This is a genomic window from Rhizobium zaerense (genome assembly GCF_051810725.1).
Taxonomy (GTDB): Bacteria; Pseudomonadota; Alphaproteobacteria; order Rhizobiales; family Rhizobiaceae; genus Rhizobium; species Rhizobium leguminosarum_I.
This window is the reverse complement of record NZ_CM132690.1, coordinates 603,879-618,373: the sequence shown is the minus strand read 5'-3', so window position 1 is coordinate 618,373 and position 14,495 is coordinate 603,879. Positions and strand designations below refer to the sequence as shown.

The 14,495-nt window shown below is 60.2% G+C and carries 13 protein-coding genes and 1 pseudogene; 1 reads left to right on the top strand and 13 read right to left on the bottom strand.

Going from position 1 to position 14,495, the window contains the following annotated elements:
* Nucleotides 1–333 precede the first annotated feature (333 nt).
* The 11 genes and pseudogenes from ACS4RR_RS03040 to ACS4RR_RS02990 form a co-directional block, all read right to left on the bottom strand.
* The gene (locus ACS4RR_RS03040; RefSeq protein WP_017966088.1) at nt 334–498 is read right to left on the bottom strand and encodes a hypothetical protein; all 165 of its coding nucleotides are present in this window, start codon (nt 496–498) and stop codon (nt 334–336) included.
* 127 nt (nt 499–625) lie between these two features.
* Nucleotides 626–814, bottom strand: coding sequence for a hypothetical protein (locus ACS4RR_RS03035; protein ID WP_222384373.1), 189 nt, complete (start codon nt 812–814; stop codon nt 626–628).
* Between the two features lie 162 nt (nt 815–976).
* Nucleotides 977–1,726, bottom strand: a complete 750-nt coding sequence (locus ACS4RR_RS03030) for an ABC transporter ATP-binding protein (protein WP_170277792.1) — start codon at nt 1,724–1,726, stop codon at nt 977–979.
* On the bottom strand, nt 1,723–2,556 hold the full coding sequence (locus ACS4RR_RS03025) for an ABC transporter ATP-binding protein (RefSeq protein WP_456189688.1): 834 nt from the start codon (nt 2,554–2,556) through the stop codon (nt 1,723–1,725). Before ACS4RR_RS03025 ends, ACS4RR_RS03030 begins: the two co-directional genes overlap by 4 nt.
* Nucleotides 2,553–3,487 (bottom strand): annotated as a pseudogene (locus ACS4RR_RS03020) (ABC transporter permease). The gene ACS4RR_RS03025 and the pseudogene ACS4RR_RS03020 overlap by 4 nt, the downstream one beginning before the upstream one ends.
* Nucleotides 3,484–4,551, bottom strand: a complete 1,068-nt coding sequence (locus tag ACS4RR_RS03015; RefSeq protein WP_260109698.1) for an ABC transporter permease — start codon at nt 4,549–4,551, stop codon at nt 3,484–3,486. Before ACS4RR_RS03015 ends, ACS4RR_RS03020 begins: the two are co-directional and overlap by 4 nt.
* Nucleotides 4,552–4,569: 18 nt before the next feature.
* Nucleotides 4,570–6,213, bottom strand: a complete 1,644-nt coding sequence (locus ACS4RR_RS03010; protein ID WP_260109699.1) for an ABC transporter substrate-binding protein — start codon at nt 6,211–6,213, stop codon at nt 4,570–4,572.
* A 43-nt stretch (nt 6,214–6,256) separates the two neighbouring features.
* Nucleotides 6,257–7,315 (bottom strand): dipeptidase, encoded by a 1,059-nt coding sequence (locus ACS4RR_RS03005; protein ID WP_260109700.1) that lies wholly within the window; start codon nt 7,313–7,315, stop codon nt 6,257–6,259.
* A gap of 178 nt (nt 7,316–7,493) precedes the next feature.
* Nucleotides 7,494–8,519 carry an ABC transporter permease gene (locus ACS4RR_RS03000; RefSeq protein WP_162115016.1) on the bottom strand — a complete coding sequence of 342 codons (1,026 nt, stop codon included), beginning with the start codon at nt 8,517–8,519 and terminating at the stop codon, nt 7,494–7,496.
* Nucleotides 8,520–8,553: 34 nt separating this feature from the next.
* Nucleotides 8,554–10,095 carry a sugar ABC transporter ATP-binding protein gene (locus ACS4RR_RS02995; RefSeq protein WP_260109701.1) on the bottom strand — a complete coding sequence of 514 codons (1,542 nt, stop codon included), beginning with the start codon at nt 10,093–10,095 and terminating at the stop codon, nt 8,554–8,556.
* 69 nt (nt 10,096–10,164) lie between these two features.
* Nucleotides 10,165–11,094, bottom strand: a complete 930-nt coding sequence (locus ACS4RR_RS02990; RefSeq protein ID WP_017966078.1) for a sugar ABC transporter substrate-binding protein — start codon at nt 11,092–11,094, stop codon at nt 10,165–10,167.
* Nucleotides 11,095–11,467: 373 nt separating this feature from the next.
* Between ACS4RR_RS02990 and ACS4RR_RS02985 the strand changes: the two genes are divergently transcribed.
* Complete coding sequence (locus tag ACS4RR_RS02985; RefSeq protein ID WP_170279964.1) at nt 11,468–11,965, top strand: DUF1993 domain-containing protein; 498 nt, start codon at nt 11,468–11,470, stop codon at nt 11,963–11,965.
* A gap of 6 nt (nt 11,966–11,971) precedes the next feature.
* Here ACS4RR_RS02985 and ACS4RR_RS02980 read toward each other — a convergent pair whose 3' ends face one another.
* On the bottom strand, nt 11,972–13,531 hold the full coding sequence (locus ACS4RR_RS02980; RefSeq protein ID WP_260109702.1) for an alkaline phosphatase family protein: 1,560 nt from the start codon (nt 13,529–13,531) through the stop codon (nt 11,972–11,974).
* Complete coding sequence (gene galE / locus ACS4RR_RS02975; protein WP_170277798.1) at nt 13,509–14,492, bottom strand: UDP-glucose 4-epimerase GalE; 984 nt, start codon at nt 14,490–14,492, stop codon at nt 13,509–13,511. Before galE ends, ACS4RR_RS02980 begins: the two co-directional genes overlap by 23 nt.
* Nucleotides 14,493–14,495 lie beyond the last annotated feature (3 nt).

Genomic DNA, 14,495 nt, shown 5'->3' with positions numbered 1-14,495 from the left:
CCTGGTTCCGGCAATGCAAGAGCTGTTCGATTCCAGAAAAACGAAAGACGCATGATTGCCTCACCATGCTGGCGGCAGTCTGGGCGGCCGGCCCACGCCGTTTGCGCTCGAGATCAAGGCCTTCGTGGGACGCTTCAGATGGCGTAAAAAAATAGAGAAGAACGATGATGGGGGATCGGAATGCCGATCAACCATAACAAAATGCCTCTGGTGACCACTCTCCTTTTGACATTTGAGTGCCAGGAGAATGCCGAGACAAATTGAATGGTCCGGAATTCAATAGAGGCGGAAACCTCCGCAGCGCCGGCATCTGCCGACGCTTCATCCGCCGGATTACCCGACGACGCCGCAAACCATAGCGACCACGAACAGGAACGCCGCGGTGAAGATCGCGCCATGGAGCACCGTCTGAAGCCTGTGGCGCTTGGTGAGCGGCTTCTTGGTCGGTACGGAACCATACTGGTTCACGTGAGCATGCGAAATACCCAGATCTGCCATATGTCGCCTCCGTTGTTCTCGTGCGGCCGGTTGTGCGGCTCGCGTTTATATTCGTATTTTCTCTATCAAGTAGGTAGAGATAAATTTCCGTCCAGAGCGAGCGGAAGAGAAAATTCAACCAGCCCTTTTAGCAGAGCGTGCGCCATGCCCAGATCAACGAGCGCTCGACGGCGTTCTCGTTCTGCGACGGGTTGGAGGAACTGTCGATCAGCCGACGGTCCTTTTCCGAGGGAATGGATGCCGAAATCTGTTCCTGGCGATCGGCTCTCACAGGAGGATCGAGGTAACCCATGGTCATCCCACCGAGAAAGAACATGCCTCAACCTCCATCGATCACGAAAGCTAACAAACGTTAACGGGATCATGACAGAAGCAAGGCAGCTGTCAATAGTCTAGCTGAATGGTCGTCTTTTAGGGAAGCATTATCCTTAACACCGCCGCCGGTCTTTTCTTTTCAACGGCTTCAAAAGATTGACTTTCAGGCTTTGACGAAACCCTTGCTCGCGATCATCAAATTTCTCGTATAGTCCTCGTGAACCGCGCCTTGCGCCAGTTCCTGCGAGCTCAGCCGCTCGACGACGGCGCCGTTGCGCATTACCGCGAGCCGTTCGCACATATGGGTGACGACACCGAGATCATGGCTCACCATCACGAAGGTGAGCTTGCGGTCGCGTCGGATCTCTTCCAGCAGGTTCAGCACCTCGGCCTGCACCGAGGCGTCGAGCGCCGATGTCGGCTCGTCGAGCAGCAGGATCGACGGTTCGACGATCAGCGCCCGGGCGATCGCCACGCGCTGGCGCTGGCCGCCGGAGAGCTGGTGCGGGTAGCGGAAGCGGAAACCATTGCCGAGGCCGACCTCGTCAAGCGCTCGGGCAATGCGCTTCTCGCCGTCGGCGATGCCGTGGATGGCAAGCGGTTCGAGCAGAAGCCGGTCGATCGTCTGGCGCGGATGCAGCGAACCATAAGGATCCTGGAAGACCATTTGTACGCGCCGGTAGAAGACTTTGCTGCGTTTCGAACCTTTCAGCGGCTCGCCATCGATGTTGATCGCGCCGCTGCTCACCGGCGCAAGTCCGGCAACGGCCCGCAACAAGGTCGATTTTCCCGAGCCGGATTCGCCGACAAGACCAAAGGATTCGCCGCGTTCGACGGCGATGCTGACATCCTTCAATGCATGAAAATGGTCGTAAACGACGCTCAGATCGTCGATCTCGAGAGCTGCGCTCATGCCGCCCACTCCGGCTTGCGGTCGAGCACCGGCAGCGGGTGGCGGTTCGCGCCGATCTCGGGCATGCAGTTCAGCAGCCCCTGCGTATAGGGATGCCGCGCATGTTTGAGATCGGCGGCCGCCAGCTCCTCGACGATCTTGCCGGCATACATGACGATGACACGGTCGCAGAAGGAGGAAACCAGCCTCAGATCGTGGGAGACGAAGATCAGCCCCATGCCGCGCTCGGACACCAGCTTGTCCATGATCCTCAGCACGTCGAGCTGCACCGTCACGTCGAGCGCCGAGGTCGGCTCGTCGGCAATCAGCAGCTCAGGCCCGGCAATCAGCATCATGGCGATCATCGCACGCTGCCCCATGCCGCCCGAAACCTCGTGCGGATGCAGGTCGAAGACACGTTTCGGGTCACGGATCTGCACCGCTTCCAGCATGGCGAGCGCGCGCTCGCGCGCTTCCGCCTTGCCGACCTTCTCATGCGTGCGCAGCGTTTCGCAGATCTGCCGTCCGATCGACATGACGGGATCGAGCGAATATTTCGGATCCTGCAGGATCATGGCGATGCGCTTGCCGCGCAGCCTGCGCCTTTCGCCGGCAGACGCATTGACCAGATCGATGCCGTTGAAATCAAGCCTGTCGGCCGTGACGATGCCGTGTTTCGGCGTCAGGCCCATGATTGCCCGGCCGGTCTGCGACTTGCCGGAACCGGATTCACCGACGATGCCGAGTCGTTCCTTGCCGAGTGTGAAGGAGACGCCGCGCACGGCCTCGATCACGCCGGTGCGCGTGGGGTAGCTGACCTTGAGCTTGTCCACCGTCAGAAGTGTTGTCATTGGCCGCTCTCCTTGGGATCGAGCGCGTCGCGCAGGCCGTCGCCGAGGAGATTGAAGCCGAGGCTGACGATGAGGATGGCGATGCCGGGCATCGCCGCGACCCACCATTGATCGAGGATGAAACGCCGTCCCGAGGCAATCATCGCACCCCATTCCGGCAGCGGCGGCTGCGCCCCAGACCGAGGAAACCGAGACCGGCCGCCGTCAGGATGATGCCCGCCATGTCGAGCGTCACACGCACGATCAGCGAGGAAATACAGAGCGGCATCACATGGCGCACGACAATGCGAAGCGGCGAGGCTCCCATCAGCTTCACCGCCGAAATATAGTCGGAACGCCGGACCGTCAGCGTCTCGGCGCGCGCGATACGGGCATAGGGCGGCCAGGAGGTGATCGCAATCGCGATGATCGCATTCTGGATGCCGGGCCCGAGCGCCGCGACGAAGGCGAGCGCCAGCACCAGCTTCGGAAAGGCGAGGAAGATATCGGTAATCCGCATCAGCGTCGCATCCACCCAGCCTCCGGCATAACCGGAGACGGTTCCGACGATCAGCCCGATCGGCGCCGAGATGACGGCGACGAGCGCGACGACGAGCAGCGTCAATCGCGATCCGTAGATCAGCCGCGAATAGATATCGCGGCCCTGGTCATCCGAACCGAGCCAGAATTCCCCCAAGCCGGGCGGCAGCAGGCGGGCATTGCGCAGATCGCCGACCACCGGATTATGCGTGGCGAGCACATCGGCAAAGGCGGCGATGAAAAGCAGCGCCACGATGATCAGCAGGCCGACGACGGCGAGCCTGTTGGCCGTGAACTGCCGCCATGTGACATAGGCACGGCCGAGGCGGGCCTGCAGGCGCGATTGCGGCCGGTCGGAAAGCAGCCATTCGCGGCGGCTCATCGCAGGAGATGGGCTGGCATTGGCCGTCATCGGTTTCGCGTCCTCGGGTCGAGCGTCCGGTAGAGAAGATCGGACAGAAGGTTGATACCGATGAAGATCGTACCGATGACGATCGTGCCGCCAAGAACGGCGTTCATGTCGGCGTTCTGCAGCGAATTGGTGATGTAGAGCCCGATGCCCGGCCAGGAAAAGACCGTCTCGGTCAGCACCGATCCTTCGAGCAGGCCGGCATAGGAAAGCGCGATCACGGTAACGAGCGGCACGGCGGCATTGCGCAGCGCATGGCCCCAGATCACCCGTGTTTCCGAAAGCCCCTTGGCGCGCACGGCGACGATATATTCCTGCGAAAGCTCGTTCAGCATGAAGCTGCGCGTCATCCGGCTGATATAGGCGAGCGAGAAATAGCCGAGCAGGGATGCAGGCAAGATGATGTGGCGGAACACGTCGTAGAAGACATCCCACTGCCCCTGCCAGGCGCTGTCGAAGAGGTACAAGCCGGTGATCGGCGTGAAGGTGTATTCGAAGACGATATCGATCCGGCCTGGAAAGGCCACCCAGCGCAGTTGCGCATAAAAGATGACGAGCGAAATCAGCGCCAACCAGAAGATCGGCACCGAATAACCGACAAGGCCGATGACGCGCACGACCTGGTCGGCGATGCTGCCGCGACGCACCGCCGCGAGAACCCCGAGCGGCACGCCGACGAAAGCGCCGATGAGCGTTCCGAGCGTCGCGAGTTCGATTGTCGCCGGCAAGACACGGCGGATATCGACCATGACGGGATTGGTGGTCAGGACCGAATTACCGAATTCGCCCGAAAGAACGCCTTTGATATAGATGAAGAACTGCTGATAGAGCGGTAGATTGAAGCCCATTTCCTGTCGCACGCGTTCGACAACATGGGTGGGCGCGCGGTCGCCGAGGATGGCGAGCACGGGATCGATCGGCACGACGCGGCCGATGAAGAAGGTGACGGCCAGCAGGCCGAGATAGGTGGTGGCGGCGGCGAAGAGGAACCGCCCGGCCGCCTTGGCGAAGGCGCTGGCACGGCCCTTTCGGGGTCGCGCCGCCTGGGTTGCTTCGATGATGCTCAAGCGACTAGCCCTGCCGGATCATTCCTTGGCGATCGGACCGACGAAATTGGTGTCAAAGCTCGGACCCAGCTTGAAGTCCTTCAGATTCTTGCGATATCCGGCCACTTCCGTCTGCTGAAAGATGATGACGAAGGGGCTGTTGGCGAGAAATTTCTTCTGGATGTCCTCGTACATGGCAGCGCGCTTCGCAGCGTCGCGTTCAAGCAGCGCAGCTTTGGTTTGTTTGTCGAGCTCAGGTGCTTCCCAGGTATTGCGCCATGCCAGCGTCTTCACAGTGCCGGCATCCGAATTGTCAGGATTGCTTGTAAAGGTATCGGCATTCGAATTCGGGTCGAAATAGTCCGAGCCCCAATTGCCGATATAGATATCGTGAGTACGGGCACGATATTTGGTCAGCGTCTGTTTGCCATCTCCAGGGATAATCTCCAGCTTGATACCTGCCTGCGCCAGCGTCTGCTGCATGGATTCGGCGATACCGGTCACCGGCTGCGTGTTGCGCACGTCCATCGTCACCGAGAAGCCGTCCGGGACCCCGGCCTTGGCCAGTAGCTCCTTGGCCTTGGCGACATCGAGTTTGTAGGGGTTTTCATCAAGCGCGCCGAGTTGGCCCGTGGGCAAGAAGGTCTGGTGGATCTCGCCGATGCCTTTGATCAGGGTCTCACCGATCGCATCATAGTCGACTAGATATTTGAAAGCCTCCTGGACTTCCGGCTTCTTCAGGTTCTCGTTCTTATTGTTCAGACTGACGTAGTAAATCGTGCCCTTCGGCGCGCTTGTGGTCGTCAGATCCGCGTTCTTGGAAGCGGCGTCGATGTCACCCGGCTCGAGATTGCGGGCGATGTCAATGTCCCCGGCTTCGAGCGCCAGCCGCTGAGCTGAGCTCTCCTTCATGTAGCGATAGATGACGCGATTGAGCTTCGGCTTGTCACCGTAATAATTGTCGTTGCGCTCCAGCACGACGACTTCGTTTGCCCGCCATTCGCGCAGTTTGAACGCGCCGGAGCCGGCATAGCCGGTCTTCAGCCATTCGTTACCGAAATCATTATCGTATTTGTGGTCCGCATCCGTCGTCACCGCCTTCACATGATCCAGCACCAGCTTCTTGTCGACGACGGAAGCGACCGTTGCTGTCAGGCAGTTCAGCACGAAGCTCGGCGCATAGGCCTTGTCGACCGTGAAGACGAATGTATTGGCGTCAGCCGCTTTCGCCTTTTCGGCAATATTGTCGCCGGTCAGGCCAAACTGGGTAAGGATAAAGGCCGGGCTCTTGTCGAGCTTGACGGCGCGCTCAAAGGACCAGGCGACGTCTTCGGCGGTGATTGGATTACCCGAGGCGAATTTGAGGCCTGGTTTCAGCTTGAAAGTATAGGTGAGGCCGTCATCTGAGACGTTCCAGCTCTCCGCCAGATCACCCTTAACCTTGGATGTGTCGTTGAGGTCGAGGCGAACGAGAAGGCTATAGCTGTTGCTGGTGATCTCCGCCGTGGAAAGTTCGAAAGCCTCGCCCGGATCCATCGTGATGATGTCGTCGATGGCAAGGCCCTCGACCAGCGTATCCTTGGGCGTCTCGGCAAAGGCCGAGGGTGCGGTCGCCATCAGGAGCGAAAGAGCGGCTCCTGCCGAGAGCATGCGGACATTGCGGCTGAGCTTGGTGATCATCATGGTCTGTTCCCCTGTATTGTTTGAATACAAACGTTTTATAGGCCTAGGCGCGGTCCTCCCGCCAAGCTTGTGCCAGAATGCGAAGCCAGTTGTCACGAGCGAGTTTCGTCAACTCTGCCTCACCATAACCAACCTCCCTGAGAGCGGCAATCAGCTTCTGATTGCCGGCGGCATCACCGATTTCCTCAGGAATGGTGGCCCCGTCGAAGTCCGATCCGAGCGCCACGCAGTCGATGCCGATGCGGTTCACGAGATAGTCGATATGGCGGATCATGTCGGCAAGCGGCGTATCGCTGTCCGAGCGGCCGTCGGCACGCAGCATGGCGGTCGCATAATTGACACCGACGACACCGCGGCTTTCGCGGATCGCATCGAGCTGCCTGTCCGTCAGATTGCGCGCGACCGGCGTCAGGGCGTGGGCATTGGAATGGCTGGCGACCAGCGGCTGGTCCGTCGTCTTCGCCACGTCCCAGAAACCGTTCTCGGTGATATGGGCGAGGTCGATCAGGACGCCGAGGCGATTGCATTCCCTGACCAGCGCGAAGCCGGCAGCGGTGAGGCCCGGCGCCGTGTCCGGCGACATCGGGAAGGCGAAGGGCACCCCGTGACCGAAGACATTGTGCCGGCTCCAGACCGGCCCGAGCGACCGCAGCCCCGCCGCGTAGAATACCTCGAGCGCCGAAAGATCGGCGCCGATCGCCTCGCAGCCTTCCATATGCATGACGGCGGCGAAAATGTTATCCGCCATGGCGCCGCGGATATCCTTCACCGTCCGGCAAAGCCGCCAGGCGCCGGCCTGATCGAGGCGCAGCGCGATCGCCGCCATTTCATTGGCGATGGCAAGGGAAGGCAGCGGATCAAGAGGGGCCGCCATCGGCGTGATATAGCGACCGCTGGCATCCGGATCGGCGAAGACGAGATCGCCTGAGGGAATGTAGATGGCGCAAAGACCGCCCGAAAGACCGCCCTCTCTGGCCCGACGCGCATCGATATGGCCGACCGTCGTGCCGTCTACGAATTCCGCGATCGGGTCACTGCCGTCTTTTGAATGTGTCCAGAGTCGAAGGAGAACGTCGTTGTGACCGTCAAATACGAATTGCATCTGTCTTCCTGCGCTGCCCTACTGCCTAATTCCTTAAATCGGAATCGATTGGAGGGCGAATGAAGCGGCAGAATAGAAAAGCTGACGGAATTCGCCACTTCTTTTTTTAGAAATTCGTCAGCACTGAAAACGAAACGGGGGCCGAAGCCCCCGCAAAAAAACCATCGCATGCCGGAGATCAGTGCTTGCGACGTTTCTTCTGTCTGTAGACGTCGATGACAACAGCCGCGATGATGATGAGACCCTTGACGATCTCCTGGTAATAGGCGTCGATCCTGAGGAAGGTGAAGCCGGAGGTCATGACGCCGAGAATGATGGTGCCGATGACGGTGCCGGTGATGCGCCCGACGCCGCCGGTGAGCGAGGTGCCGCCGATGACGGTTGCGGCGATCGCGTCGAGTTCATATCCGACACCCATGCTGGCCTGTGCGGTTTCCGCACGCGCCGCCGTGACGATACCGGCAAGGCCGGCAAGCAATCCGGCAATCACATAGACCTTGACGAGATGCGCCTCGATGTTGATGCCGGAAACACGTGCAGCCTGCGGGTTCGCGCCAATGGCATAGGTGAATTTTCCATAACGGGTATAGCGCAGCGCAATATGAAAGATCAGCGCGACGACCAGGAAGACGACAACCGGCCAGGCTTTCGTTCCGATGAAATGAAACTGTTCGGTGATCCCGGAAACCGGCTGTCCCTTCGTATACCACTTCGCCACGCCTCTGGCCGAAACGAACATGCCCAGAGTTGCAATGAACGGCGGGATCTTCGTGTAGGCGATGAGGGCGCCGTTCGCGAGACCTGCCGTCGCCCCAATCAGCAGACCGACGATAATCGGCACGAAGGCCGGCAGGTCGGTCAGCGAGGGAAAAACCGCTCGTCCCCAGGTCGAGGACTGGGCGAAGCTTGTTGCGATCATCGCCGTCATGCCGACGACCGAACCCGACGAAAGATCGATGCCGCCGGTGATGATGACCTGCGTGACGCCGACGGCGATGATGCCGATGACGGAGACCTGCAGGATCATGATCGTCAGACGCTGCGAATTCATCAGGAAGCTTTGGCCGATGAACATCCAGCCGAGCACTTCGTAGATGAGTGCGATGCCGACGAGCACGAGGAAAATGCTGAGCTCCGTCGGTATGCGCCGCCGCCTTTGCCGGGTTGCGAGCGGAGCCGCGCCCTCTGCTGCCTTGGTAGTCATGTCAAACCTCCCTTGGGCAATCGCCGTCAGCGCATCACTGCGCCGCCAGCTCCATCACCTTGATCTGCGTTGCTTCGTCGCGATTGAGGAAACCGGTCACGCGTCCTTCGTGCATGACCATGATGCGGTCGCTCATCCCGAGAACTTCGGGCATCTCGGACGAGATCATCACCACCGCCACGCCGTTTCGCGCCATCTCCGTGACCAGCCGGTGGATTTCCGCCTTGGCGCCGACATCGATGCCGCGCGTCGGCTCGTCGAGAATGAGGATGCGCGGATCGGTGAGCAGCCAGCGCCCGATCAGCACCTTCTGCTGATTGCCGCCCGAAAGATTTTCCACCCGCTCGTAAAGATTGGGCGTTTTCACGCGCAGCTTTTTTGCCATGTCTTCGCAGGTTGCCTCGACTGCGCCCTGCTGCACGAAGCCGCCCTTGACGTATTTGTCCTGCAGAACGGCGATCTGCATGTTCTCGAGAATATCGAGGATCAGCAGGCAGCCGGTATCTTTCCGGTCTTCGGTCAGGAACGCCATCCGATTGCGGATGGCCTCGGTCGGCGAAGAAATGGTCACCGGCTTGCCGTAGAGCTCGATCGAGCCGGAGCTTGCCGGCGTCACCCCGAACAGCGTTTCGGCGACATTCGACCGACCGGATCCGACGAGGCCGGCGATGCCGAGGATTTCGCCGGCTCTCACTTCGAAGGAGACGTTGGTGAAGACGCCCTTGAGACAAAGATCCTTGACGGAGAGCACGACCTCGCCGATCGGCACCTCTTCCTTGGGAAACATCTGGGTGATCTCGCGCCCGACCATCATGCGAATGATGTCGTCGCGGGTGACGTCGGTCGAGGCATGCGTGCCGATATATCGGCCGTCGCGGAAGACGGAGAACTCATCGGCGATCTCGAAAAGCTCGTTCATCTTATGGGTGATGTAGACGATGCCGATGCCCTGGGCCCTGAGATCGCGGATAATACGGAAAAGATGCTCGACCTCGCGCTCCGTCAGCGCCGAAGTCGGCTCGTCCATGATCAGCACGTCGGAATTGTAGGAAACCGCTTTGGCGATCTCGACCATCTGCCGGTTGGCGACCGACAGGAACCGGACCTCGATATCGGGATCGATTGATATATTGAGCCGAGTAAACAATTCCTCGGTCATGCGGTGCATCACGCCGTGATCGATGAAGCCGAAGCGGTTCTTCGGTTCCCGGCGAATCCAGATATTTTCGGCGACCGTCATGAACGGCATCAGGTTGAGTTCCTGATGGATCATGGCAATGCCGTTTTCCAGTGCGTCGAGTGGAGATTTCAGCTGGATCTCGATCCCTTTCAGGCGAATATCGCCCTTGTCGGGCGTATAGATGCCGGCGAGGATCTTCATCAACGTCGATTTGCCGGCGCCGTTTTCGCCCATCAACGCATGCACGGAGGCGCGCTTCAGCCGGAACTGCACGTCGTCAAGTGCGACGACCCCAGGAAATTCCTTGCGGACACCCTCGGCGCTCAAGAGATATTCCGCATTCGGGACGGCGCCGCTTGCACGAACGGCGGCCATGGTTGTCGGGCTGACGGCCATATCATCTCCTCCAGATACGGGTAGGCGAAAAGGATGCGGGCAAAGCCCGCATCCTGCTTGGCATTCGTCTCAGTTCTTGGTGACGAAGTCCTTGACGTTGGCAGGCGTCACGAGCTGGAAGGGAATGTAGACCTTCTTGTCGATCTTTTCGCCCTTGGCGAGCTTGAGCGCTGCATCGAGAGAGCCCTTGCCTTGGCCGGCGGCATCCTGGAACACCGTGACGTCGAGATCACCGGCCTGCATGGCGGCAAGCGCGTCCTGCGTGGCGTCGACACCGCCGACGACAACCTTGCTCATATCCTTGCCGGCTGCCTTCAGCGCCTGGAGGGCGCCGATGGCCATTTCGTCGTTGTTGGAGATCACGGCGTCGAATTCGATACCGCTGGAGAGCCAGTTGGTCATCAGGTCGGCGCCCTGGGTGCGGTCCCAGTTGGCCGTCTGCTCCTCGACGATCTCCAGGCCCTTGCATTCATCCGACTTGATGACGTCGTGAACGTCCTGGGTCCGCATGCGTGCAGCCTGGTTGGAAAGCTCGCCCATGATGACGACGGCCTTGCCCTTGCCGCCGAGAATGCGGCAGATTTCCTTGGTTTCCAGCGTGCCGGATTCCTGCTCGTTGGATGCAACGAAAGCCTGCTTCTCCGGCAGCGTGTCGACGTTGACCGGCTGGCGGTTGACGTAAACCAGCGGAATGCCGGCATCGGCCGCGAGCTTCGACATTGCCGTGGTCGCATCGGTATCGACAGGGTTGACGATGATTGCATCGACCTTGGAGGCGATGAAATTCTGGATCTGGCTCTGCTGCTTGGAAACGTCGTTCTGTGCGTCTTCGACCTGCAGCGTCACGCCGCTCAGTGTCTTTGCATAATCGGTCATGCCATTGCGCAGCACGGTCAGGAAATTGTCGTCGAATTTTGCCATCGAGACGCCGACCGTTTCTGCGTGAGCGGCCGTCGACATGACGAGCGCCATCGCAGTGCCCAGGATAAACTTTTTCATTTTCACTTCCTCCACAAAGCGGTGCCCGGCTGCACCCTCCTCACGCCGGAGCTCCAGGCATTTGCTCTGAAGCCGCAATTCCCCTGCGCCACCTCTCCCGCGGCGCTCCGCAAAACGGAACAAACAAACCGTCAAATCTGTTCTGCGGAATATTCATTCCATTTTCTGGGAACGGCGTCAAGTATCTTTAGCGACGACGAGATATGGATCAGGGCGCAATGCCATGCGGGCGTCACGACCGCACCGCATTCCTGTGTTGTCAAAGACCAGGCGAGCATCCATCTATGGGATGGGTCGAAGACAGGCTCACGGCCGCAAGCGCTTCGACCGCTCACCGCGGCCTGATCATTTTAAGATTTTGGAGACAGGACAAATGTCCATTTCGATGTATCGCCTTACCGTTCCGATGTTCCAGCGCGGCCTCGCCAGCCTGAAAACCTACCTCGACAAGGCCGAAGCCTATGCGAAGGAAAAGAATATCGATCCGGCTATATTGATCGCCGCTCGCCTCGCGCCCGACATGCTGCCGCTCTCCGGCCAGTATCAGCGCGCCAGCGACACCGCCAAATTTGCGCTCGCCCGCCTGACGGCGACCGATGCCCCGAAGTTCGAGGACAACGAAACGACATTCGACGACCTGCGTGAGCGTCTGGCAAAGACCGACGCCTATCTCGCCGGTTTCTCGGTGGAAGCATTGGAAGGCACAGAAACCCGCCAGATTACCCTGCCGGGAAAGAGTGGGATTGTGCTGCCAGGTGACGAATACATCGCCACCTTCGCCCTGCCGAACTTCTATTTCCACGTCGCGACGGCCCACGCCATCCTGCGCAACCAGGGTGCGCCGATCGGCAAGCGCGATTATCTCGGCTAAGTGATATCAGGGCCGGTGCGTCACCGGCCCTCTTTCCGTCAGCTCGGTATAGGCGAGCGTCTGATCGAGATGGCGCGCTCGGAGCGACAGCAGCTTCTCGGCATAGTCGAGCCGTACCGCCGCATAAGCCGGATCCGCGGCGACATTATTGAGCTCCATCGGATCGTCGGCAAGATTGAAGAGCAGCGGCGGCAATGCGGTGAAATGCACATATTTGAACCGCGCGTCGCGGATCACCGCGAGATTGCATTCGTTGGACCGCAGCCGGAAATGCCGCTCCGCCTCGCCATGCGCAATGTCGCGGAAATCGAATTCCCAAAATGCCGCCTCCCGCCAGCCGTTTCCGCTCCCACCCGTGACAAACGGCATGAGCGATCGGCCATCGAGCCCGTTCTTCGCGTCGATGCCGAGCCTTTGGCAAAGGGTCGGAAAGATATCCGCAGCGCTGGTGAATTTCTCGATGACCCCGCCCGCAGCACTGCTTGCGGGATCGCGAATGACAAGCGGAATATGGTAGCTGCCGTCGAAGAAGCCGCCCTTGCCGAGCATCCAGTGATCGCCGGCCATCTCGGCGTGATCGGAGGTGAAGACAACAAGCGTGTCGTCCCAGGCGGCCGCATCCTTGAGGGCCTGCCAGATGCGGCCGAGCTGTGCATCGACCTCCGATATCATGCCGTAATAGATCGCCCGGATCGCGGCAAAATCCTCGGCGTTCCAGCCGCTGAGCGGCCCCGTTGCACCGTGAATGAAGTTGCCCTTGTCGGAGCGTGGCATGGCATAGGCGAGATAGGGATGACTGTTCTGTTCCGCTTCGCGGTTTGCCGCGCGCGCAAAAGCCGGTCCCTCGCCCGGCATGAACATTCGGTTGAACGGCTCCGGCACGGAGAATGGCGGATGCGGACGTAAGAAAGAGACATGCGCAAACCACGGCCTGTCCTGTTCGCCCATCCAGCGGATGAACTCGCCGGCCAGAAAAGCCGTCTGGGTCTCATCGCGTGAATAGGCCGGTGGCGCATCGGAAATGTCTCCAGCTCCAGCACCGACCGGAATATGGATATCGCGGTTGACGGCATCCGCGTGGCCACGGGACCTGAGCCAGGAGAGCCATTGTCTTTCATGCTCGGGCAGAAGCTGGCGGGCGGTAAAGCCGGGCAGCACGCCTTCATAACTCGTCAGATGCGGATCGGCGGTATCCATCGCGCGCGGATCGGGCGCCGTATCCGTGTAGCCGAACAGCGTCGGGTCGTATCCCGCCCGCCGGGCCGCCAGCGCCAGATTGTCGAAGCGGGCATCGAGTGGCGAACCGTTGCGGCAGACCCGGTGGTTCATCTGATAGAGACCGGTATAGAGTGTGGCCCGCGCCGGTGAGCAGGGTGCTGCCCCGGCATAGTGCCGCCGGAAGAGGGTGCCTTCGCGCGCCAGCGCATCGACACCAGGCGTCTTCACGCAGGCATGACCGACAGCCGACAGGCAATCGCCGCGCCACTGGTCCGCCGTGATCAGCAGGATGTTCGGCCGGCGAGCCTTTTCAATGCCGGTTGGCTCAATGCTGGTTGGATTTTGCATGCCAGTCCCAGGCGGAGCGGATGATCTCAGACAGATCATACTGCGGCACCCAGCCGAGCACGTCACGCGCCTTGTCGTTATTGGCGACGAGCGTATGCGAATCGCCTTCGCGACGGCCGATATATTCGACCGGGAAAGGCCGGTTCGACACGTCCTCGATGGCGCCGAGCAATTCCTTGACTGTCGTGCCGGTGCCGGTGCCGAGGTTGAGCGCGACGGATTGGCCGCCCTTCAGCAGATATTCGACGGCGCGCACATGCGCATCGGCAAGATCGAGCACATGGATATAGTCGCGCACGCAGGTGCCGTCGCGGGTCTCGTAATCGCTGCCGAACACCTTGAAACCTTGGCGGCGGCCGAGCGCCGCGTCGATCGCCAAGGGTATCGCATGCGTTTCCGGCTGATGCCATTCGCCGATACGGCCCTCGAAATCGGCGCCGGCCGCATTGAAATAGCGCAGCACCACCGAGCGCAGGCTTCTGTACTGATCGTAGTCGGCGAGCGCCTGTTCGACGATATATTTCGTCCGCCCGTAGGGATTGATCGGCACCTGCCGGTGCGTCTCGTCGAGCGGCACGCTCTGCGGCAGGCCGTAGGTCGCGCAGGTGGAGGAGAAGACGAAGGCGTTGATGCCGGCCGCCTGTGCCGCCGAAAGCAGCGTCAAAGTGCCGATCACATTGTTCTCGTAGAAGGAAACCGGATCCTTGACCGATTCGCCGACCTCGATCAGTGCCGCAAAATGCAGGATCGCCGCCGGCTGGTGTTTGGCCAGCACCTCGTCCAGGCGGGCGCGATCACGAATATCACCCTCTTCGGCCGGCCCCCATCTGACGAACTCGCGATGGCCGTTCGAAAAATTATCAAAGACGACAGGCTTATAGCCCTTGTTCGCCAAGTCGAGGCACGTATGCGAGCCGATATAGCCGGCGCCGCCGACGACAAGAACAGTTTCACCTGCCATGCA